Below are 20613 nucleotides of genomic sequence, written 5' to 3'. Positions count from 1 at the left end.
GTTATCAGCGTTGCGGCAGTCACCCGGAGGGTGACCTGGAGAGTGGCTCTACCCGATTGTATTGCTTGGCGAGCTCGGCGCCTTGGCGTGAGCAATTCCCGGGTTTAGGCTGAACCGCCCCGGTCGCGGGGCTGGCGGGGTCCGCGCCTCGCGCCCCCCGCCTGGCGTCTACTCATTGACGTCGATGTGCGGACACTCCCTGGTCCTGGGTGCTGGATCCTGCGCCTCAGCCCTTCATGGAGTCGAAGAACTCACCGTTGGTCTTGGTGGTCTTGAGCTTGTCGTGCAGGAACTCCATGGCGGCCAGTTCGTCCATGGGATGCAGGATCTTGCGCAGGATCCACATCTTCTGGAGCTCGGCGGCGGGCATCAGCAACTCTTCGCGGCGGGTGCCGGAGCGGTTGATGTTGATGGAGGGGAAGATGCGCCGCTCGGCGATCCGCCGGTCCATGTGGATTTCCATGTTACCGGTACCCTTGAACTCCTCGTAGATGACGTCGTCCATGCGCGAGCCGGTATCGACCAGGGCGGTGGCGAGGATGGTAAGCGAGCCGCCCTCCTCGATGTTGCGGGCGGCGCCGAAGAAGCGCTTGGGGCGCTGCAAGGCGTTGGCGTCCACACCGCCGGTGAGTACCTTGCCGGAGGAGGGGATCACGGTGTTGTAGGCGCGCGCCAGCCGCGTGATGGAGTCGAGCAGGATCACCACGTCGCGCTTGTGCTCCACCAGCCGCTTGGCCTTCTCGATCACCATCTCGGCCACCTGCACATGGCGGGTGGCGGGCTCGTCGAAGGTGGAGGAGATGACCTCGCCGCGCACCGAGCGCGACATTTCAGTGACCTCCTCCGGGCGTTCGTCGATCAGCAGCACGATCAGATAGCAGTCCGGGTGGTTGTGCCCGATGGACTGCGCGATGTTTTGCAACATCATGGTCTTACCGGCCTTTGGCGGGGACACGATGAGGCCGCGCTGACCCTTGCCGATGGGTGCCACCAGATCGATGGTGCGCGCCGTCAGGTCCTCGGTACTGCCGTTGCCGATCTCCAGCGTGAGCCGCTTCTGGGCGAAGAGCGGGGTAAAGTTCTCGAACAGGATCTTCGACTTGGCGTTCTCGGGCCGATCGAAGTTGATGTCGTTGACCTTGAGCAGCGCAAAATAGCGCTCCCCGTCCTTGGGCGGGCGAATCTTGCCGGAGATGGTGTCGCCGGTACGCAGGGAGAAGCGGCGGATCTGGCTGGGGGAGACATAGATGTCGTCCGGCCCGGCCAGATAGGAGGCGTCGGCAGAGCGCAGGAAACCAAAGCCGTCGGTCAGGATCTCCAAGACCCCGTCGCCGTAGATGTCCTCACCGCGCTTGGCCTGGGCCTTGAGGATGGCGAAGATCAGGTCCTGTTTGCGCGAGCGGCCGACACCTTCGATCTCCATGGACTGCGCCAGCTCGACCAGCTCGGGCACCGGCGTCTTTTTTAGTTCGGTTAGATTCATTCGGGTCTTCTGAGGCAGAGGTCAGGGGAGGTGCTGGGCGTCCCGCGAGGGATCGGCGTCAAGGGGAGACGACTCGGGGGGCTGCACCGCGGAGGGGGCGTCCGGACGAACGCCGCGTGGATTCGATTGACACGGGGCACGCGCACTGGTGGGCGTACACGCACGAAAACTGGCGATCCCGCAGAATTGGATCGCACCGGCCAGGGATCGGCGGGCCGGGAAGCGCCTTGGACCCCGCGCGCGGGGCCACCGGGGAATCAGAGATTGGTGTTGATGAAGGCCGTCAACTGCGACTTGGACACCGCTCCGACCTTCTCCGCGACCACCTCACCCTCACGGAACAGTTTCAGGGTGGGGATACCGCGAATACCATAGACCGGCGGGGTCTTGGCGTTCTCGTCGATGTTGAGCTTGGCGACCGTGAGCCGGCCGACATACTCGTCGGCGATCTCGTCGAGCACCGGGGCGATCATCTTGCAGGGCCCGCACCAATCGGCCCAGAAGTCTACCAGAACTGGGATAGAGGATTTCAGCACATCATCCTCAAAAGAGACATCGGTCACATGGACGATGTTATCGCTCACTACTGTGGACTCCGTTTGGTGTTGCGCAGGGCCGCCGGGGCAGGCCTCAAGACTCACGGGCCGAGGGTACGGCCGGGCGGGGAATCCGGTTCCAGACTGAGTCAGGGGCAGGCAGCAAGCGGCAAATTAGCGCAGTTTTATGCCCAAGGGTTAAGATGCTATTTGATCCAAAGCGCAAAGAATTTGCAAGCCTTGCCTTGGGTGGGCTGCGACCGTTGAGAACAATTGAAGGATTTCAATGACAGAGACACACCTGACCGCGACCCGGTTCGACCACTTTGACCTTGATCTGAGTGTACTTGAAGGTCTCGCCGACGCCGGATTCTCCCACTGTACCCCGATTCAGGCCGCCACACTGCCCGTTGCGCTCGCCGGCCAGGACATCGCGGGCCAGGCCCAGACCGGCACCGGCAAGACCGCCGCCTTCCTCCTGGTGATCCTGGAGCGTCTGCTGGCCGCGCAGCCGCCACCGTCCGACCACCCGGCCCAACCGCGCGCACTGATCGTGGCGCCCACCCGGGAATTGGCGGTGCAGATCCACCACGATACCCTGCTCCTCGCCCGCCACACCGGGTTTCGCGTCGGGCTGGTGTTCGGCGGTACCGGCTATCAGGAACAGCGCGACGCGCTGGCGGCGGGCGTCGACATCCTGATCGGCACCCCCGGGCGTCTGATCGACTACTTCAAGCAGCACGTCTTTAACCTCAGCCGGGTCGAGGTGGTGGTGCTCGACGAGGCGGACCGCATGTTCGACCTGGGGTTCATCAAGGACATCCGCTTCCTCTTCAAGCGCATGCCGCCGCCGGAGGCGCGCCTGGGGATGCTGTTCTCCGCGACCCTGTCTTATCGGGTCCTGGAGCTCGCCTACGAGCACATGAACAATCCCCAGTTGGTCAAGATCGAGTCGGAAACGGTGACGGCCGACCGCGTGCGCCAGCGCTGCTACATGACCGCCAACTCGGAGAAGATCCCGCTGCTGATCGGGCTGGTGCGCACCTGGGAGGACCCGCGGGTGATGGTCTTCGTCAACACCAAGCGCGAGGCCGACCGGGTCTGGGGCTACCTCCAGGGCAACGGGATCAACACTGCCGTGCTCTCGGGCGACGTCCCCCAGAAAAAACGCCTGAAACTGCTCAAGAGTTTCACCGACGGCGACCTGCCGGTCCTGGTGGGCACCGATGTCGCGGCGCGCGGTCTGCACATCCCGGACGTGACCCATGTGGTCAACTACGACCTGCCGGAGGACGCGGAGGACTATGTCCACCGCATCGGGCGCACCGCCCGCGCCGGGGCGGCCGGGGACGCCATCAGCTTCGTGTGCGAGACCTATGCCTTCTGCCTGCCGGACATCGAGCGCTTCATCGGCGCCAAGGTGCCGGTCGAGCCGATCGAGTCCGCCCTGCTGCCCGAGATCGACTACCGCTCGCGCCTGCGCCCGGAGCGCGAGGATCGGGAATACCGCACCGACCGCGACGGGCGCGGCCCCCCGGGTAGCGGCGGTCCACGCGGCCGCAGCCCGGGCGGCCCCAGCCGGCGCGACGGACCACGCGGCCCGGAACGCCCGCGACCGGCGGATCGGCCCACGGTCGCGGCGCCGACCACGCCCCCCGAGGCACCCGCGGCAGCGGCGCCCCCACGCCGGGAGCGCCCTGCGCCCGAACAGGCCGCACTCACCTCGTCCGCCGGACCGTCCGAGCCATCCGGGCCGTCCCCGCAGGCCGGCCCGGAGCCGGCAAAGAAGCGCCGGCGGCGGCGGCGCAAGCCCGCGGCCAAGCCGGGCGATGCCCAAACCGCCACGCCGGCAGCGGACGGGCCAGCCGGCGGGCCCACGGAGTCCTGAGCGATCCAGTACCGCGAAGCACACCGCGCGCTGCGGACACTGGATCACCTTAACCGCTTGAGGCACCAAGCCCCGGGAGCAGCTCGGCGAAGTCGACGATGCCCGGGAACTCGTCCTGCACCCGCCGGGGCGCCTGGGAGTCGGGTTGCAGCACGGCGCGCAACGCACCGAACCCGTAGGTGCGGGCCGAGCGCAGCACGCTCAGGCTGTCGTCGACAAACAGGGTGCGGGCCGGGTCGAATGGCAGGATCGCATGCAGGCGCGGCCAGAAGTCCGGCGACTCCTTCGGCAATCCCAGGGCATGGGATGAGACGATGTGCTCGAAGTGACCGGCGAGGCGCGTACGGCCCATCTTGAGCGCCAGTGACTTATGATGCGCATTGGTCACCAGGACACGGCGCTTGCCGCGGGCGGCCAGGGCCTCCAGGAAGTCCACCACATGCGGATGCACCGCAATCAGGTGGTCGACCTCCGCCTTGAGTAGCGCGATGTCCAGCCCGAGCTCGCGGCTCCAGTGGTCCAGGCAGTACCAGTCGAGCGTCCCCTCGATCGCCCGGGAATGGCCTTGCAATTGCGCCTTGGCCGCCTCCAGGGTAACCCCGCGGGCCTCGGCGTAGCGGCGCGGGACGTGCTCCAACCAGAAATGGTTATCGAAGTGCAGGTCGAGCAGGGTCCCGTCCATGTCCAGAAAACAGTCGTCGATGCGGCCCCAATCGATGCCGGCGCGCTCGGTCATGGTCATCGTCTCGGCTCCCCTTGTTTTAGAATCGGCCATCAGACTCACCGGAGACCACCCCTCATGAACCAACCGCTCGACACCCAGGCGCTCGATCAGCTCTTCCGGGCCGCGCGCACCTACCCCCGCTGGCAGGATCGGCCGGTCGCCGAGGCGCAACTGCGCGAACTCTATGACCTGATGCGCTACGGCCCCACCAGCATGAACTGCCAGCCCGCGCGCATCGTCTTCCTGCACAGCGCGGCGGCCAAGGAGCGGCTGGTGCCGGCCCTGATGGAGGGCAACGTGGCCAAGGTGCGCGAGGCCCCGGTGACGGCCATCCTGGCCCACGACCTGCGCTTCGCTGAACTGCTGCCGGAACTGTGGCCACACAACCCCGACGCCGCGGGCTTCTTCACGCCCAACCCGGAGCTCACGCAGGCGACGGCCTTTCGCAACGGCACCCTGCAGGGGGCCTATCTGATCCTGGCGGCCCGCGCCCTGGGGCTGGACGCGGGGCCCATGTCCGGGTTCGATAACGCCAAGGTTGACGCCGAGTTTTTTGCCGACGGCCGCTACCGCTCCAACTTCCTCATCGCCCTGGGTTACGGCGAGCCGAGCTCGCTCTTCCCCCGCAGCCCGCGCCTGGCGTTCGAGCGGGCCGTGACCCTGCTCTGATCCCGCGTAGGAGCGGCGCCCCGCCGCGACGCTACCTTCGCGCGACGATCAACAGGCACAAAAAAAACCGGCTCATGAGCCGGTCTTTTTTTGCTGGAGCCCCGCGGCGGGGCTCAAGCCGGGCTGATCGGCCTTACGCCATCGCCTTGATATGGGCGTTCAGGCGGCTCTTGTGACGGGCGGCCTTGTTGGCGTGGATGATCCCCTTGGTGGTGGCGCCGTCGATCTCCGGCAACGCACTCTTGTAGGCCTCGGTCGCCGCCGCCTTGTCACCCGATTCAATGGCCTTGACGACCTTCTTGACGAAGGTGCGGAAGGTGCTGCGCTGAGAGGCGTTCTGCTGACGACGCTTCTCGGCCTGACGGGCGCGTTTTTCGGCTTGTGCTGAGTTGGCCAAGGGGGGGTCTCCTGGAATCCGTTGGGCAAGAGCCCTGGACAGGGGCTCGGATAAAGACCGCGTATTTTCCACAGTCTCGAGCCCGCTGTCAAGCAAGAATCTCCGCCGCCCGACCGTTCCGGGTTTGGCGACGCGCCCCGACCGACGCCCGGTCTGGCTTCGCCGCGCATCGAACACACTTTGTCCGATGCCGATCACGACCCCAGCCGGTGCAACGCTACCCACCGCAGGTCAGGTGCATCTGCTTCGCGCGTTGATTATGTGTCGTATTCGTCGCGGCCGCCCGACCTCGCGCCCGAAAATAGGAGCTTTAATCAAAACTGCGTGCGTTATCGAACAGAATAGCCACTTCCCCCCGCCCATCATACCTATCGATCAGCAGTTCTTGCTGGCATGTTCGCGTTATTGGACACTGAGAAACCAACACCATGACAACACTCAACCGCACGTTACCCATTCTTAGCTGCGTCACCACACTACTGGTTGGCTGCGCGACCGGTCAGCCAGGGCTAAACGCCGGTGCCATCGCGCCGCAGCTCCTGCCGGCAGCGACGAGTAGCAACTATGATTCTCACATTTGGGATAATGCCACCACCTTCGGAGAGGTCCCGTCCGGGCGCCAGACCGAGGGCGATTTCAGATGCCGCGCCATTGGCTATGAGCACGCCACCGGCTACCATCCAGACGCAGAAAAACGCAATGGCAATACCTTTCGGCGCGGTGGATTCTTCTGTGCTAACTGTCTAGACCATAAAAAGTGTTAACCGGCAATGGATCGCGGTCTTGAAGTCAAGGCAGGGTTAAGGGGTCGGGCTCAATTAAGTTCTTCTCCGCCCGACGAATTTAATTGAGCCCGGCCCCTTATCCCCCGGCCCCTTATCCCCGTAGGGTCCGCTGTGCGGACCAATGACCTCGCGGCCGGCACTGTGGCCGGGTTTATAACCAAGACCGCGAGTCACAACAGCCGACGGGTCAACAACCCCTGCATCTCCCGCCTACCATCGGCCACCAGATAGACATAGACGTCATCCCCCAACACGCGATAGACGATGCGATAGGGCTTGAAATGGACCTCGCGATATTCGCGAATGCCCAACCGCACGAGTTCCTTGGGGTAATCGCCACGCTCCGGAAAATCGGCCAACGCGGCGATCACCTCCTCAAGCCCACCCATGACGTCGCGCGCCGTTACCGGACTGTCATGATCGGCGATGTAATCGAAGATGCCGTACATATCGCGCGTCGCATCCTCGGTCACAAAGACCTCACCAGACATCAATCGGCCCCACGCAGCCTGGCAAAGACCGCACGCGCAGGCTCGACCCGACCCGCTTCGATTTGGCGGTTGCCGAGCGCCAGGACTTTCAACAACGCCAGCGTCTCCTGCGTCTCTTCGTAAGAGCGAACGTCCTGCATCACCACCTTGGCCTCGCCATTCTGGGTGATGACCAGCGGCTCACGCTCATCCATGAGGCGCCGGACCACCTCTGCCGTATGGGCCTTCAAGTGGCTGATCGGTTTGATGTTAGCGGTGAGCTTCATGATTGGGCGACCAGTAGTGGTACCAAATTTGGCCTGATTCTAGCCTCATTGATCGAACTTTGCCATGGACGCAATCCCTGGACATTCGCTCATGGCGAACGCGCCCGCGGGCAGAGGCAGGCGCTCCGCGCCCAAGCAGCAAGACCGGACGCGGAGCGCCCGCACGGCATTCCCACGCTGGAGCGTGGGAACGAGAGGAAAGAGCAGTTCTCACGCCAAGGCGCCAAGCTCGCCAAGGGCTTCAATGCGTTATCGCCGCTTGGTGACTCACCCGTCGGGTGATTCGGATGCTGTCCACATGCTCTTGATTTTTCTTGGCGTCTTGGCGCCTTGGCGTGAGCAATTCCGGATTTGGGTTAACCCATGGATGGGGTGCGGGGCGCCTGATCACTGGACGCGGAGCGTCCTGGGATGCATTCCCACGCGGAGCGTGGGAACGAGAGGCAAGAGGCGCGGGGCATGGGAACCAGGAAAAAGAGAAAGCATAAAAGGGAAAAAGTCAAGAGGAAAAAATCAAAGTGATCTGGCGAGACGCAGACCGAGGCCGTAGGCGCGGTTGCCCGGCGCGTACCCGTCACGGACGGCGGCGCGTAGGTTGCGGCCCTCGTAGTTCCAGGAGCCGCCGCGCAGCACCCGGACGGCACAGTTCTTGCTTTCGCCATCCTCTGTATCCGCCACGCCGTCTTTGGGGGCGTCCGCGTACCCGTAATGACAGTCGGCCACCCATTCCCAGACATTGCCCAGCATGTCGTACAGGCCCCACGGATTGGGCTGGTAGGTGGCGACCGGGGCGGTATTGACGAAATGGTCGTCACAATCGAAGGGCTTCCATAGGTCCTGACTTGCGTACATTTTTTTTGTGCTCGCCGAAAAATAGCTTGACCGATCGAGGCTCTGGTCCTGCCCATTCATGAACCGGCAGGGCTCGGCCTCCGCCCCCTCGGTCTCCTCGTACCAGCGGGCCTTGGTGGTCCCGGCGCGGGCGGCATATTCCCACTCGGCCTCGCTCGGCAGCCGCCAGGCGCGACCGGTGATCTTGGCAAGCCAGGCGGCATAGGCGCTCGCCTCCTCCCAAGAGACGTTGATAACCGGTCGTTGAGCGCGTCCCCAGCCCTCGTCGCCCGGCCGGGTCCGGCCGGTGGCGGCGGCGAAGAGATCGTAGTCCTCGAAGGTGACCTCGGTCCGGCCAAGCTCGAAGGGCGCGATGGTCACCTCATGAACCGGCCGCTCGTCCTCAAAGCCATCGCCGATACCGTCGCCCATCCGGAAGGCCCCCCCCCGGGATGGCGACAACCTCCGGCTCATGCAGCAGCCGCAGCGGCCCGGGCAGGCGCCCAAGCCCAAGTTGGACGGCCAGGCCCTTGGCCATCAGGGAGGGCGGATAGCCGGTGGGCTGGTTGATGTGGTTCCAGACCAACACGATGCCGCCGAGCAGGACCAGGCCCAGGGTTCCCAGCACCCGCCCCCGCCTCACCCGCCGACCGCAGGCGCGCAGATAGTCCGCGGCCAGCTGGGAACGCGGCGGCGGCGCGCCCCGGTAGCGCTTGAGCTGGGGGCCGACCCGCAGGTCAGTTGCAGGACGCCGGGCGGCCTGCCATTCGGCCGCGGCACGCTCCAGGTCGCGGCGGGCGCGCAGGGCCTCGGCATGGTCGCGGACCCAGTCCGCCAGCCGCGGCCAGGCGCGCAGCAGGCTCTCGTGCGCCAGTTCCAGGGTGGGGGCCTCGTCCGCACCGCGCCCGGCGGTGAGCAGACGCGCCCTGGTCAGGGCGTCGGCCAGGGGCCGGGAGGCGGGCGGCAGGTCGGCTTGGGGGGCGCGGCGGCGGGTGGCGATCTCCTGTTCGTCAACCTCCACCAGGTGCTCGAACAGGTCCCCCAGGGCCGCGTCGGGGACCTGACCCAGATCACCGAGCCACTTCTCGGCACAGAGGCGCACGGCACCGTCGATGCCGCCGATGGCGGTGTAATCGGCCTGTGTCAGGCGCCCGGCCGCCCCGCCCAGTCGATACAGTTCGTTGAGTGCAAAGGCGGTCAGGGCCAGGGTGCCCGGCCCGGCGGCAGACCCCCTGGCGTCCTCCAGGATGCGGTCCGTGAGCCCCTCCTCCAGCTCGAGCCCGACCGCACGCGCCGGGCGGGCGATCATGGCCGCCAGGGCCGGGCGGCCCGGCGGGTCCAGCGGGAGGGTGCCGCGGTCGCGGCGCAGCAGCGCGGCCAGTCCCGCCTCAGCGCAGGCGGCGGCGTAGAAGTCCGCGCGCAGGGTCGCCAGGCAGCGCACCCGGGGCAGGTCCGCGGCGCGGCTCAGGAGGGCGACGAAATCGGCGGTGAGCACGGGGTCGGTCTGGACGAACAGCTCTTCCAACTGGTCGATGTAGAGCAACAGTTCCGCCCCTGCCGGACGGCCCGCCAACAGGGTTGCGGCAGCGGCGCCGAACCGCCCCGGGTCGGTTTGCAGGTCGCGGGCCAGGTCCGCCACGGTGCCGCCCTCGCCCGGCAGGTACCCCTTGAGTGCCCAGGCGAGTGAGAGAAAGGGGTCGCGCCCGCGCTCCGCCGGGGTGAAGCGGCAGTCCACCCAGGGCGCACCGCCAATCAGCCCCTCGCGCAGCCGCGGGATCAGCCCCGCCGCGACCAGGGACGACTTGCCGGCCCCGGACAGCCCGACCACGACGGCAAAGCGAGTGCGGGGGTCTTTGAGCAGTGCCGAGAGTTGGTCGACCGGCGCGTCGCGGCCGAAAAAGATCGGCGCCTGCTCCGGGGTGAAGGCGGCGAGGCCCGGGTAGGGGTCGCCCCGGTAGGCGGGCTCGGCGGTGACGGGCGCGTCGGCGTCCGCCGCGCCGTCAGCCGACGCGGGCGCCTGATCCAGTGTACTGACGAGCCGCTCCAGGTGGTCGCGCAGCAGCCGCTCGAGCAGGGTGGCGAAGGCTTCGGGGGTCTGGTAGCGATTGATGCCGCTGGCGATGGAGCCGTCGGGGTTGTTGCGTTCCGCGGCCACGAAGCGCTCAACCGCCTGCCACTGTTCCTCAAGCTCCTGTAGGGCGGGATCGCCGAGCTGGACGGTCGGCCGCTGCGTGCGACGAAACAGCCAGACCGCGGGCCGGCCGTGCGCGCGAAAGCCCTCCAGTGCATTGCGGTATTCCCATTCGCTGCCGGACGCATAGGGGGAGCCGTCGGGCCTGCGGTAGTCGGACGCGAGGGGCGTGCCCATCCGCCCCCAGAACAGGGCCAAGACCAGGTCGCACTCACAGGGTCGGGGCAGGCCGCGGTCGATCGCCTCCTGGGGGGTCAGGCCCGCCTGCATGGCCACGGCGGCGCCAGGCTGATCCCAGGCGATGAGTTTCAGGTCCAGCCGGTCGCAGAAGCGCAGTTCCATCCGCACCTGGTCAATGACCTCGCGCACGATCTGGCGCTCGTGGGCGACATCGCCGGGGGAGGCGAGGAAGATCCGGAACGGATGGGGCGGCGGGCGGCGGCTGGCTGGCTCGGCGGTGGGTGGCATATCCCTGATCCGGTGGACTGCTTTTGGATAGACTAACCGAAGACGAACACTCCCGGAAGCGGCAATCGGTCCGCACAGCGGACCCTACCCCTTGGATGAGGGCGCCAAGGCTGAAGCCTTGGACTCCATTCGCTGGTTCCCGCGGGTCCGTCGCGGCGCAAGCCGCTCCCACGGGTTCGGGGGGAATATCTCCGGCACGCCGCGTGCGTCAGTTAGAATCGGGTCCTGACCAACCGACCGAGAAGCCCGTGCCCCGGACTGTCCCATGAACCTGCTGCTCTGTGTCATCACCCCCTTCCTGGGCGCCGCCCTGGTGGCCGCGGTCGCGCGCCTGGGGACCTGGCAGGCCGCCGCGGCGGCGGCCGGGGTGACGCTCGCGGCCGGCGCTTGGCTGGCGCCGCTGGTCGGCGGGACCTTCCAGGGGACCACGCTGATCGAGCGCTACACCTGGATGCCGCGCGAGGGACTGGACCTGACGTTCCGGCTGGACGGGTTCGGGCTGCTGTTCGCGCTGATGATCCTGGGCATCGGGCTCCTGGTCATCCTCTATGCCCGCTGGTATTTTTCGCCGCAGGACCGGCTGGGGCGCTTCTATACCGGCATGATGCTCTTCATGGGCTCGATGCTGGGGGTGGTGCTGTCCGAGAACCTGATCCAATTGCTGATCTTCTGGGAGTTGACCAGCCTGTCGTCATTCCTGCTGATCAGCTATTGGCAACAGCGCACGGAGGCACGCCAGGGGGCGCGCATGGCGTTGACCGTCACCGGGATGGGCGGGCTGGCACTGCTCGGCGGCATCCTGCTCTTGGGGCAGATCACCGGCAGCTATGACCTCAGCGTGGTCCTGGCCGCCGGCGATCAGGTCCGCGCCCATCCGCTGTATCTGCCGACGCTGCTGCTGATTCTGCTCGGGGCCTTTACCAAGTCGGCCCAGTTCCCCTTCCATTTCTGGCTGCCCAATGCGATGGCGGCACCTACGCCGGTATCGGCCTATCTGCACTCGGCCACCATGGTGAAGGCGGGGGTCTTTCTGCTGGCGCGGCTCTTCCCGACCCTGTCCGGGACCCCGGAGTGGACCTGGATCGTGAGTCTGACGGGGTTGACGACGCTCCTGATCGGCGCGGTGTTTGCCCTCTTCAAGCATGACCTGAAGGGCCTGCTGGCCTATTCGACCATCAGCCATCTGGGGCTGATCACCCTGCTGTTCGGGCTCGGCACCCCGCTGGCCGCCCTGGCGGGGGTCTTTCACATTATCAATCACGCCACCTTCAAGGCGTCACTGTTCATGGCCGCCGGTATCATCGACCACGAGACCGGCACCCGCGATATGCGCCGGATCAATGGGATGTGGGGCGTGATGCCCTATACGGCGACGCTCGCCATGGTGGCGGCGGCGGCCATGGCCGGGGTGCCGCTCTTCAATGGCTTCCTGTCCAAGGAGATGTTCTTTACCGAGACCCTGGGGACGGTGGCCCAATTGCGCTTCGGCTGGCTGCTGCCGCTCACCGCGATCGTCGCCGGCATCTTCGCGGTCGCCTATTCGCTGCGCTTCATCCATGACGTCTTCTTCAACGGTGCGCCGATCGACCTGCCGCGCACCCCGCACGAGCCATCGCGCTGGATGCGCTTGCCGGTCGAGGTGCTGGTGGCACTGTGCCTGCTGGTGGGGATGCTGCCGGCACTCACCGTCGAGCCGCTGTTGGCGATCGCGGCGCGCGGGGTCTTGCAAGGACCGCTGCCGCCGCACAGTATTGCCATCTGGCACGGGTTCACCCCGGCCCTGTGGATGAGCCTGATCGCCTTGACCGGCGGCGTGCTGGTCTATGAGGGGCGCCGGCCGCTGTTCGCCCTGGCGGCGCGGCTGGAAGGACGGTTGGAGGCGCGCCGGCCCTATGACTGGCTGGTCGCCGGGGTCTTCGGCGTGGCCCGGTGGGTCACGGTGAGGCTGGACCTGGCCTCGCTCCAGCGCATGCTGTTCCTGTTCGTACTCAGCGCCCTGGCCTTGGGTATGGCAGGATTCTGGTCCGCTCCGATGCCGCTCACCGGGGCGGGCCCCTTGCTGCCGTTCGACCCGGTGAGCCTGCTGGTGGCGCTGGGCCTCGCGGCCTGCACGGCGTCGGTGGTGGTCCTGCATCGCAGTCGGCTCATCGCACTCATCCTGCTGGGCGCGGTGGGGCTCATCGTCTCGCTGATCTTTGCCAAATTTTCCGCCCCGGATTTGGCACTCACTCAATTGTCAGTGGAGGTGGTGACCATCGTGCTGCTGCTCCTGGCGCTGTATTTCCTGCCCCAGTCGACCCCGGCCGAGTCCAGTCGCCCACGCCAGGTCCGGGACCTGCTGCTGGCGCTGGCGGCGGGCGGCGGCAACGCGGCGCTGGCCTGGGCCGTGCTCACCCGCCCCGCCGAGTCCATCGCCGACTGGTTCCTCACCCACAGCCTGCCGGGCGGCGGCGGGGCGAACGTGGTCAACGTGATCCTGGTCGACTTCCGCGGCTTCGATACCCTGGGCGAGATCACCGTGCTGGCCCTGGCCGGATTGGGCATCTATGCCATGCTGGATGGGCTGCGACTGCCGGCACCCGCCGCGGACGCGCAAGGTCGAGCCTGGGACCCGGATGCCCACCCGTTGATCATGGCCTCGCTGGTGCGGCTGCTGCTGCCGCTGGCGTTGCTGGTGGCGGTCTACATCCTCCTGCGCGGGCACCAACTGCCCGGGGGCGGGTTCATCGCCGGGCTGGTCACCGCGGTCGCCCTGATCATGCAATACCTGGCCAATGGGGTTGCCTGGACGCGCGCACGGCTACCCGCCAACCTGCACCCCCTGATCGCCGCCGGGCTACTGATCGCCACAATGACCGGGCTCGGCAGCCTGGCCCTCGGCTATCCCTTCCTCACCTCCAGCTTCGTTCATTTTCACTGGGCGCTGGTGGGCGACTTTGAATTGGCCTCCGCCATGGCCTTCGACTTGGGGGTCTATCTGGTGGTGGTGGGCGCCACCCTGCTGATCCTGATCCACCTGGGACTGGTGCATGACTTGAGCCGCCCGCCCGCAGAGGAGCCGCGCTGATGGAGGCCCTGCTCGCACTCATGATCGGACTGCTGACCGCCGCCGGTGTCTATCTGCTGCTGCGCGCCCGCACCTTCCCGGTGGTACTGGGTCTGAGCCTGCTGTCCTACGCGGTGAACCTCTTTCTATTCGCCATGGGGCGGCTTCAGATCGGCCGGCCGCCGATCGTCACGGCGACGGCCGCGGGCTATACCGACCCCCTGCCCCAGGCACTGGTCCTCACCGCTATCGTCATCGGCTTCGCCATGACCGCCTTTGTCATCATGCTGGCGCTCAAGGCGCGGGCCGAGTTGGGCAATGATCATGTGGATGGCTTGCATGAACCTGAGGTTCGGGACACTGATTCATGAGCCGGAAAAAGACCGTTCTCACGCCAAGACGCCAAGCACGCCAAGTTTTTTCGGCGCGATATCCAGGTTACGCCACTCACCGGCCCGGCGATTGGACTAGCGCAGGCGCGTCTTTCTTACTTGGCGTCTTGGCGTCTTGGCGTGAGCGATTGGGGGGCCCAGGATGAGTCACCTGGTCATCGCCCCGCTCCTGCTGCCCCTGTTGGCGGGCATCTTGCTGCTCCTGTTGCGGGGCATGGACCTGCGTTGGCGGCGGGGCCTCGCCCTGGCCGCGGTGCTCGGGCAATTGGCGCTGGCTCTGCTGCTGACCCGCGCGGTGGCGGATGGCGACATCCTGGTCTATGCGCTCGGAAACTGGCCGGCACCCTTCGGCATCTGCCTGGTGGCGGATCGCCTGGCCGCCTGGTTGCTGGTCACCACCGCCCTGCTGGCACTCTTTGCACTGGCCTACGGGAGCCTCGGCACCGACCGGGCGGGCCGGCACTTCCATGTGCTCTTTCAACTGGAGCTGTTCGGACTCAACGGGGCCTTCCTGACCGGCGACCTGTTCAACCTGTTCGTCTTCTTCGAGGTCCTGCTGATCGCCTCTTACGGCCTGCTGCTGCATGGCGGCGGGCGGCTGCGCACCCGCGCTGCCCTGCACTATGTGGTCATCAACCTGGCCGGCTCGGCCCTGTTCCTGATCGCGGCCGGGCTGTTCTATGGCCTGCTCGGCACGCTCAACCTGGCCGACCTGGCGGTGCAGGTGGCGGCCGTGAGCCCCGATCGACTGCCGTTGGTGCGCGCCGCCGGCCTATTGCTGTTCGGGGTCTTTGCGCTCAAGGCGGCGCTGGTGCCGCTCTCGCTCTGGCTGCCGGGCGCCTATGCCAACACCAGCGCGCCGGTGGCGGCACTGTTCGCCATCATGACCAAGGTCGGGGCCTATGCCATCCTGCGACTCTCCACCCTGGTCTTCGGCGGCGCACTCATCATTGACTGGCTCCTGCCGCTGGCACTGCTGACCCTGGCGGTCGGCATGATCGGCGCGACCGGGAGCGACCGGCTGCGGGCGCAGGTCGCTTATCTGGTGCTCGCCTCGGTCGGCACCTTGCTCACCGCCTTTGGCCTGGGTAGCGCGGCGGGGATCGCTGCCGGGCTCTATTACCTGCCGCACAGCACCTTCGCGGCGGCGGCCCTGTTCCTGCTCGCCGACCAGATCGCCGGCCAGCGGGGGGACCTGGCCGACCGGCTGGAACCCGGCCCGGTGCTGGGTCGGCACTGGGTGCTGGGGGTGCTGTTTTTTCTGTGCGCCATCGCGATGGCCGGGCTGCCGCCGCTCTCCGGCTTTATCGGCAAGTTCCTCATCCTGCGCGCGGCGCTCGATCGGCCGTCGGCGCCCTGGGTGCTGGGGGTCGTGCTGGTCGGCGGGCTACTGGCCTTGATGGCCCTGGCGCGCAGCGGCAGTCGGCTGTTTTATAAGACCATCGACTCGGCGCCCGCGGCGGATACGCCAACCCCCCCGGGGGCCGCGCTGGGTCTGGTCGCCGGATTGCTCGCCCTGGGTGTGGCCATGACCCTCTGGGCCGGCCCGCTCAACGACTACACCGACGCCATCGCCCGGCAACTGCTGCACCCGGCTGGCTATGTGCAGGCGGTCCTGGGACCACGCGGCGGAGCAAGGCCATGATCCGTCGCCTGCTGCCGCACCCCATCCTGACCCCGACCCTGACCGCGATCTGGCTCCTGCTGGTCAACAGCCTGGAACCGGGGCAGGTCCTGCTGGGCCTGTTCCTGGGCCTAACGATCCCGCTCTTCAGCCTGCGCTTCTGGCCTGAACGGGTCCTGGTCCGCCGCCCGCTGACCCTACTCGGCTTCGGCGCCCTGATGCTCCACGACATCGTGGCCGCCAACCTGCGGGTGGCCTGGCTGATCCTGCGCGGGCCGGCGCGGCTGCGGCCTGGGTTCGTGCAGGTCCCGCTGGACCTTCAATCGGAACTCGCCATCAGCCTGCTGGCCAACGCCATCTGTTTGACCCCGGGCACCGTCTCCGCCCATTTGACCCAGGATCGGCGCACCCTGCTGGTCCACGCACTCGACCTGGCCGACCCGGCCGCGCTGATCGCCACCATCAAGACCCGTTATGAGGCCCCGTTGCGGCAGGTATTCGACCCATGTTGAGCATCGCCATCCCCATTGCATTCGCCTTGGTCGGGACCGCCTTCACCTTGACCCTGTGGCGGCTCTTGATCGGCCCCAGCGTCCCGGACCGTATCCTCGCACTCGACACCCTGGCCGTGAATGCCATCGCGCTCCTGGTGCTCTTCGGCATCGCGCAGGACAGCGCGGTCTATTTCGAGGCCGCCATCCTGATCGCACTGATGGGCTTCGTCGGCACGGTGGCACTGTGCAAATACCTGCTGCGCGGCGATATCATCGAATAGGCAAGCACGCAATGATCGAGCTATTGACCTCCATCCTGATCCTGACCGGCGCCCTATTCACCTTCATCGGCGCGCTGGGACTCGTGCGGCTCAAGGACTTTTACTGCCGCCTGCACGGCCCCACCAAGGCGACTACGCTAGGTGTCGGCAGCCTGCTGCTGGCCTCCTCGCTGTGGTTCAGTACCCGCGGCACGGGACTCAGCCTGCACGAGCTATTGGTAACCCTGTTTCTGTTCATCACCGCACCGGTGAGCGCGCACCTGCTGGCCAAGGCGGCGCTGCATCTGCGCTTGAAGAGCCTGGCACCAGCGCCGGAATCGGAAACGTCCGGAACTTAAATTCGGCGACTGTGCTCATCACTGATCGTAATCCTGCACGCAGAGGCCAGGAACCTGGGAGAAGGCACGATCGGCAGTAATGAGGATTACCCCCTCGGCCAGGGCGTGGGCGGCGATCATGAGGTCAAGGGGTGCCAAGGGCTTGCCAAGGGAGTAGAGCGCGGCCCGCAGCGGTCCGTTTGGTCCCGATCCGTCATGAAGTCGTCGAGCGCTCCCTGCGGGGCCGCGGCCAACAGGCGCTGGTGCTCCACCAGCCAGTCGGCGAAGGACTTGTTCAGCGCGCTCAAGATCACGTCGCCGGTAGCGGCATCGCGCACCGGGGCCGGGCGAGACGATCCAGGCCGAGGCCGGCCGCCGCGAAACCATCATTGACTGACTGGAACAAACCATGAAGCTCATCACCGACACGCTGCTCGCACAGGTCAGTGGCGAGGCCCAGGCCAGCCCGCGGCAGCGCAAGAACTACAACTTCCACCCGTCGGACGCGTCGCGCTGCAACCGGCTGCTCAACGCGCTGGAGCCGTGTACCTACATCCGACCGCATCGGCACCTGGACCCGGAAAAAGAGGAGCTGATGGTGCTGCTGCGGGGGCGCATGGGCATGATTTTCTTTGACGAGGCGGGCCAGGTCACCGAGACTGCGCTGCTCGCGGTCGGCAGCGACGCCTTTGGGATTGATATCCCGGCGGGTCAGTATCACTCTCTGGTCTGCCTGGCGTCGGGGACGGTCTTTCTGGAGGCCAAGGCCGGGCCTTACCGTCCGCTCCTGCCGGAGGAGCTGGCGCCCTGGGCACCGGCCGAGCAGGCAGCCGAGGCAGCCGGGTATCGCGCCCGCCTGGAGGGCCTGTTTGCGACCTGATCATCCGCTATCCAGCCTTAATTACTTAGGAAATTCCTATGGCAGCGACTTCAGCCGATCTGCAAACGCTCGAGGACCTGACCTTTCGGGTGCTTTACCGCGGTGCCTTCGCGCTGCTGGAGGTCCATCTGAACGCCAAGCAGGCGATCAAGGCGCAGTCGGACGCCATGGTGGCGATGGACCCGACGGTCGACGTGGAGGGAAAACTGGAAGGCGGTTTGCTGGGCGGGCTCGGGCGGATGTTCAGCGGCGAGAGCTTTTTCTTCCAGACCCTGAAGGCGTCGCGCGGGGCCGGAACCGCGCTGCTCGCCCCGGCCCAACCGGGCGACCTGCTGCCGATTCATCTGGACGGCACCCAGTCCTATATCCTGCAAAAAGACGGCTTTCTTGCCGCCAGCGAGGGCGTGCAGATCTCCACCACCGCGCAAAACCTCACCCGTGGGCTGTTCAGCGGCGAGGGACTGTTCGTCCTGAAGGCCTCCGGGCGCGGGATGGTGTTCGTCGAGAGCTATGGGTCCATCCATCCACTGGTGGTCCCGGCCGGCGAGGAGATGATCGTCGACAATGGCCATCTGGTCGCCTGGCCGGAGGGGATGCACTACGCTCTGGAGAAGGCCAGCTCCGGCTGGATGTCCAGCTTCACCTCGGGCGAGGGCCTGGTGTGCCGCTTCAGCGGCCCCGGCACCGTCTATATCCAGAGCCGCAACCCGAAGGCCTTCGGGTCCTGGGTCAGCCGCTTGCTGCCCAGCCGTAGCAGTAGCTGACGCCATGGCCACCGAACTTCAACCAGGCGGTAACCTGCGGCTACCGGCCACGATCGAGATCGTGGTGGACGTGTTCTGGGAACCCGAAAAGCCCGCCGGCAAGGACGTCGATGCCAGCGCGTTCCTCTTGCAGACCGGCGGGCGGGTCGGCGCGGACGAGGATTTTGTTTTCTACAACAGCCCGCGTTCGCCCTGCGGCGGCGTGGCCTTGAGCGAGGTGGCAGCGGCGCAGCGACGGCTGCGGATCGTCCCTGGCGCGCTTTCCCCGGCGGTGACGAAGGTCGCCGTCTGTCTCACGCTGTATGGCGGCGGTTCATTCGCCCAGGCGCGCCGGATCGAGGTCCGGGTGCGGGATGCGGCGGGGTCCGAGTTGGCCCGGTTCAGTCCACCGACCGGCGGTATGCAGGAGGCCGCACTGATCCTGTGCGAGGTCTACCGGCATCAGGACGGGTGGAAATTCCGGGCCGTCGCCCAGGGCTTTGCCGGCGGACTGGGACCCCTGGCGAGTCACTTCGGGGTCGACATCGGGGGCGGTCAGGAGGAGACCAGCGCGGTGCCGCCGCCTCAGCCCGAGTCCCGGGCAGCGGCGAGCGAGGGGGAGACGGTGCATTCACCGGCGTCCGGTCTCGATTACGCGATCCTCTATCGCGGCGCCTTCGCACTCGCCAGGGTCGACCTGCCGCAGGGCCAGCAGCTCAAGGCGCAGTCCGATGCCATGGTCGCCATGAGCCCGACACTGGCAGTCGACAGCACCACCCAGGGCGGGCTACTCAGCGGACTCACCCGCATGGTGAGCGGGGAGAGCTTTTTTCTCCAGACCCTGACCGCCACCCGCGGTCCCGGCTCGGTCTATTTCGCCCCGGCCACGCCGGGCGACATCGCTGCGGTGGAGGTCCAACCGGCGGACGGACTGGTGATTGCGCACGGCAATTTTCTCGCCTGCTCCCAGGGGGTGGAGATCAGCAGCAAGATGCAGAACATCGCCAAGGGGCTGTTCAGCGGCGGCGGCTTTTTCATCCTCAAGGCGCAGGGGCAAGGGGTGGTGTTTCTGGAGTCCTTCGGCGCAATTCATGCGCTGCGTCTGGGGCCGGGCGAGCAAAAGATCATCGATAACGGGCACCTGGTCGCTTGGTCACAGTCCATGCAGTATGGCCTGGAGCTTGGCAATCCCGGGCTGGTTGCCGCCTTCACCTCGGGCGAGAACATCGTCTGCCGCTTCCACGGGCCTGGCACCGTACTCATTCAAACCCGCCAGCCGGGGCAGTTCGGGCGCTGGCTGTCGCCGCTGCTGCCTGTGTAAGGGCCTTGGGTCCGCAAATGAACGCAAATGAACGCAAATAACTACCAAAGGTCGTCTGTCGATCGCTGAAACAGGAAGTTCAACCGGCGGACGCGCCGCGCCGGAGCGGCGAAGCTCTCGCCACCAACTTTTTTATTTTGCGTTTATTTGCGTTCATTTGCGGACGACTTTTCTTTCCAGGCTGACCGGATCGTCAGGCCACGCTGACCCCGAACTGACCGCAGAGCGCACGCAGACCACCTGAAAAACCCTGGCCCACGGCCTTGAGCTTCCATTCGCCTTGACGGCGATAGATCTCACCGAAAATCATCGCCGTCTCTGTACTATATTCCTCCGGGAGCGCAAAGCGGACCAGCTCGAGCGCGCTCGCCGGGTCGATGATGCGGATATAGGCCCCGCGGACCTGGCCAAAGTTTCTGACCCGCACCGCATCGTCATAAATGGTCACGCCCACCACCAGGCGCTGGATCGCGTCTGGAATCCGGTCCAGCTTGACCGTGAATTTCTCGCCTTTCTCTTTGCTGCCGATCAGTTCAATAGCACCGCACGCGGACCTGGGTTGATTGTAGAAGACCAGGTCTTCGTCGCCCCGCACCTTACCGTCCGCTGCGGTCATAAAGAGGATTTCATCCAGGTCCATATCCACACCCGCCGCCGTGCGCCGATCCCAACCCTGATCGATCAGGATGCACTGCACATTGGGCGCCAATCGCGACAGGGAGACATTTTGCCCCTTAGTCAATATCACCACTGCCGGCTCGGCCGGGGCACTGGCTCGGGCACGGG

General features: G+C 66.3%; 22 protein-coding genes. 12 read left to right on the top strand and 10 right to left on the bottom strand.

Annotated elements, in window-relative coordinates:
• Window positions 1–226: 226 nt before the first annotated feature.
• On the bottom strand, window positions 227–1483 hold the full coding sequence (gene rho, locus QZX93_RS02830) for a transcription termination factor Rho (protein ID WP_295383814.1): 1257 nt from the start codon (window positions 1481–1483) through the stop codon (window positions 227–229).
• A 257-nt stretch (window positions 1484–1740) separates the two neighbouring features.
• Window positions 1741–2067, bottom strand: a complete 327-nt coding sequence (gene trxA / locus QZX93_RS02825; RefSeq protein ID WP_295383815.1) for a thioredoxin TrxA — start codon at window positions 2065–2067, stop codon at window positions 1741–1743.
• Window positions 2068–2305: 238 nt separating this feature from the next.
• Here trxA and QZX93_RS02820 point away from each other — a divergent pair, with 238 nt between their 5' ends.
• Window positions 2306–3907: a DEAD/DEAH box helicase gene (locus tag QZX93_RS02820; protein WP_295383816.1), complete on the top strand. Its 1602-nt coding sequence runs from the start codon at window positions 2306–2308 to the stop codon at window positions 3905–3907.
• Window positions 3908–3956: 49 nt separating this feature from the next.
• Here the strand turns inward: QZX93_RS02820 and yrfG are convergent, their stop codons facing one another.
• Complete coding sequence (yrfG, locus tag QZX93_RS02815) at window positions 3957–4649, bottom strand: GMP/IMP nucleotidase (RefSeq protein WP_295383817.1); 693 nt, start codon at window positions 4647–4649, stop codon at window positions 3957–3959.
• A 57-nt stretch (window positions 4650–4706) separates the two neighbouring features.
• Here yrfG and QZX93_RS02810 point away from each other — a divergent pair, with 57 nt between their 5' ends.
• A complete protein-coding gene (locus QZX93_RS02810; RefSeq protein WP_295383818.1) occupies window positions 4707–5300 on the top strand; it encodes a malonic semialdehyde reductase in 594 nt (197 codons plus the stop codon).
• 133 nt (window positions 5301–5433) lie between these two features.
• Here the strand turns inward: QZX93_RS02810 and rpsT are convergent, their stop codons facing one another.
• Window positions 5434–5697 carry a 30S ribosomal protein S20 gene (rpsT, locus tag QZX93_RS02805; RefSeq protein ID WP_295383819.1) on the bottom strand — a complete coding sequence of 88 codons (264 nt, stop codon included), beginning with the start codon at window positions 5695–5697 and terminating at the stop codon, window positions 5434–5436.
• A gap of 428 nt (window positions 5698–6125) precedes the next feature.
• Here rpsT and QZX93_RS02800 point away from each other — a divergent pair, with 428 nt between their 5' ends.
• Window positions 6126–6461, top strand: coding sequence for a hypothetical protein (locus QZX93_RS02800; RefSeq protein ID WP_295383820.1), 336 nt, complete (start codon window positions 6126–6128; stop codon window positions 6459–6461).
• Between the two features lie 191 nt (window positions 6462–6652).
• On the opposite strand, the gene QZX93_RS02795 is transcribed toward QZX93_RS02800, so the two are convergent.
• The 4 genes from QZX93_RS02795 to QZX93_RS02780 form a co-directional block, all read right to left on the bottom strand.
• On the bottom strand, window positions 6653–6973 hold the full coding sequence (locus tag QZX93_RS02795; RefSeq protein ID WP_295383821.1) for a type II toxin-antitoxin system RelE/ParE family toxin: 321 nt from the start codon (window positions 6971–6973) through the stop codon (window positions 6653–6655).
• Entirely contained in the window at window positions 6973–7239 is a 267-nt protein-coding gene (locus QZX93_RS02790) for a type II toxin-antitoxin system Phd/YefM family antitoxin (RefSeq protein ID WP_295383822.1), read from the bottom strand. The genes QZX93_RS02795 and QZX93_RS02790 overlap by 1 nt, the downstream gene beginning before the upstream one ends.
• A gap of 513 nt (window positions 7240–7752) precedes the next feature.
• Entirely contained in the window at window positions 7753–8502 is a 750-nt protein-coding gene (locus tag QZX93_RS02785; RefSeq protein ID WP_295383823.1) for a formylglycine-generating enzyme family protein, read from the bottom strand.
• Entirely contained in the window at window positions 8474–10729 is a 2256-nt protein-coding gene (locus QZX93_RS02780) for a hypothetical protein (protein WP_295383824.1), read from the bottom strand. The genes QZX93_RS02785 and QZX93_RS02780 overlap by 29 nt, the downstream gene beginning before the upstream one ends.
• Window positions 10730–10994: 265 nt before the next feature.
• Between QZX93_RS02780 and QZX93_RS02775 the strand changes: the two genes are divergently transcribed.
• The 6 genes from QZX93_RS02775 (at window position 10995) to QZX93_RS02750 (ending at window position 16904) form a co-directional block, all read left to right on the top strand.
• Window positions 10995–13796, top strand: a complete 2802-nt coding sequence (locus tag QZX93_RS02775) for a monovalent cation/H+ antiporter subunit A (RefSeq protein ID WP_295383825.1) — start codon at window positions 10995–10997, stop codon at window positions 13794–13796.
• Window positions 13796–14146, top strand: coding sequence for a Na+/H+ antiporter subunit C (locus tag QZX93_RS02770; RefSeq protein ID WP_295383826.1), 351 nt, complete (start codon window positions 13796–13798; stop codon window positions 14144–14146). Before QZX93_RS02775 ends, QZX93_RS02770 begins: the two co-directional genes overlap by 1 nt.
• A 163-nt stretch (window positions 14147–14309) precedes the next feature.
• A complete protein-coding gene (locus QZX93_RS02765) occupies window positions 14310–15812 on the top strand; it encodes a monovalent cation/H+ antiporter subunit D (protein ID WP_295383827.1) in 1503 nt (500 codons plus the stop codon).
• Complete coding sequence (locus QZX93_RS02760) at window positions 15809–16303, top strand: Na+/H+ antiporter subunit E (protein ID WP_295383828.1); 495 nt, start codon at window positions 15809–15811, stop codon at window positions 16301–16303. The genes QZX93_RS02765 and QZX93_RS02760 overlap by 4 nt, the downstream gene beginning before the upstream one ends.
• The gene (locus QZX93_RS02755) at window positions 16297–16566 is read left to right on the top strand and encodes a K+/H+ antiporter subunit F (protein WP_295383829.1); all 270 of its coding nucleotides are present in this window, start codon (window positions 16297–16299) and stop codon (window positions 16564–16566) included. The genes QZX93_RS02760 and QZX93_RS02755 overlap by 7 nt, the downstream gene beginning before the upstream one ends.
• A gap of 11 nt (window positions 16567–16577) precedes the next feature.
• Window positions 16578–16904 carry a Na+/H+ antiporter subunit G gene (locus tag QZX93_RS02750; RefSeq protein ID WP_295383830.1) on the top strand — a complete coding sequence of 109 codons (327 nt, stop codon included), beginning with the start codon at window positions 16578–16580 and terminating at the stop codon, window positions 16902–16904.
• Window positions 16905–16922: 18 nt separating this feature from the next.
• Here QZX93_RS02750 and QZX93_RS27250 read toward each other — a convergent pair whose 3' ends face one another.
• Window positions 16923–17270, bottom strand: a complete 348-nt coding sequence (locus QZX93_RS27250) for a PIN domain-containing protein (protein WP_366759583.1) — start codon at window positions 17268–17270, stop codon at window positions 16923–16925.
• A 22-nt stretch (window positions 17271–17292) separates the two neighbouring features.
• Between QZX93_RS27250 and QZX93_RS02735 the strand changes: the two genes are divergently transcribed.
• The 3 genes from QZX93_RS02735 to QZX93_RS02725 are packed head-to-tail and all read left to right on the top strand — an operon-like array spanning window position 17293 to window position 19827.
• Complete coding sequence (locus tag QZX93_RS02735) at window positions 17293–17763, top strand: WbuC family cupin fold metalloprotein (protein ID WP_295383832.1); 471 nt, start codon at window positions 17293–17295, stop codon at window positions 17761–17763.
• Window positions 17764–17801: 38 nt separating this feature from the next.
• Window positions 17802–18527 carry a TIGR00266 family protein gene (locus tag QZX93_RS02730; protein WP_295383833.1) on the top strand — a complete coding sequence of 242 codons (726 nt, stop codon included), beginning with the start codon at window positions 17802–17804 and terminating at the stop codon, window positions 18525–18527.
• A 4-nt stretch (window positions 18528–18531) separates the two neighbouring features.
• Window positions 18532–19827 carry a TIGR00266 family protein gene (locus QZX93_RS02725; protein WP_295383834.1) on the top strand — a complete coding sequence of 432 codons (1296 nt, stop codon included), beginning with the start codon at window positions 18532–18534 and terminating at the stop codon, window positions 19825–19827.
• Window positions 19828–20020: 193 nt separating this feature from the next.
• On the opposite strand, the gene QZX93_RS02720 is transcribed toward QZX93_RS02725, so the two are convergent.
• Window positions 20021–20575 carry a TerD family protein gene (locus QZX93_RS02720; protein WP_295383846.1) on the bottom strand — a complete coding sequence of 185 codons (555 nt, stop codon included), beginning with the start codon at window positions 20573–20575 and terminating at the stop codon, window positions 20021–20023.
• Window positions 20576–20613: the final 38 nt, after the last annotated feature.

The organism is uncultured Thiodictyon sp. (assembly GCF_903946935.1).
GTDB lineage: Bacteria > Pseudomonadota > Gammaproteobacteria > Chromatiales > Chromatiaceae > Thiodictyon.
Note: the sequence above shows the minus strand (reverse complement) of the source record. Positions and strands in the feature narration are given on the sequence as shown.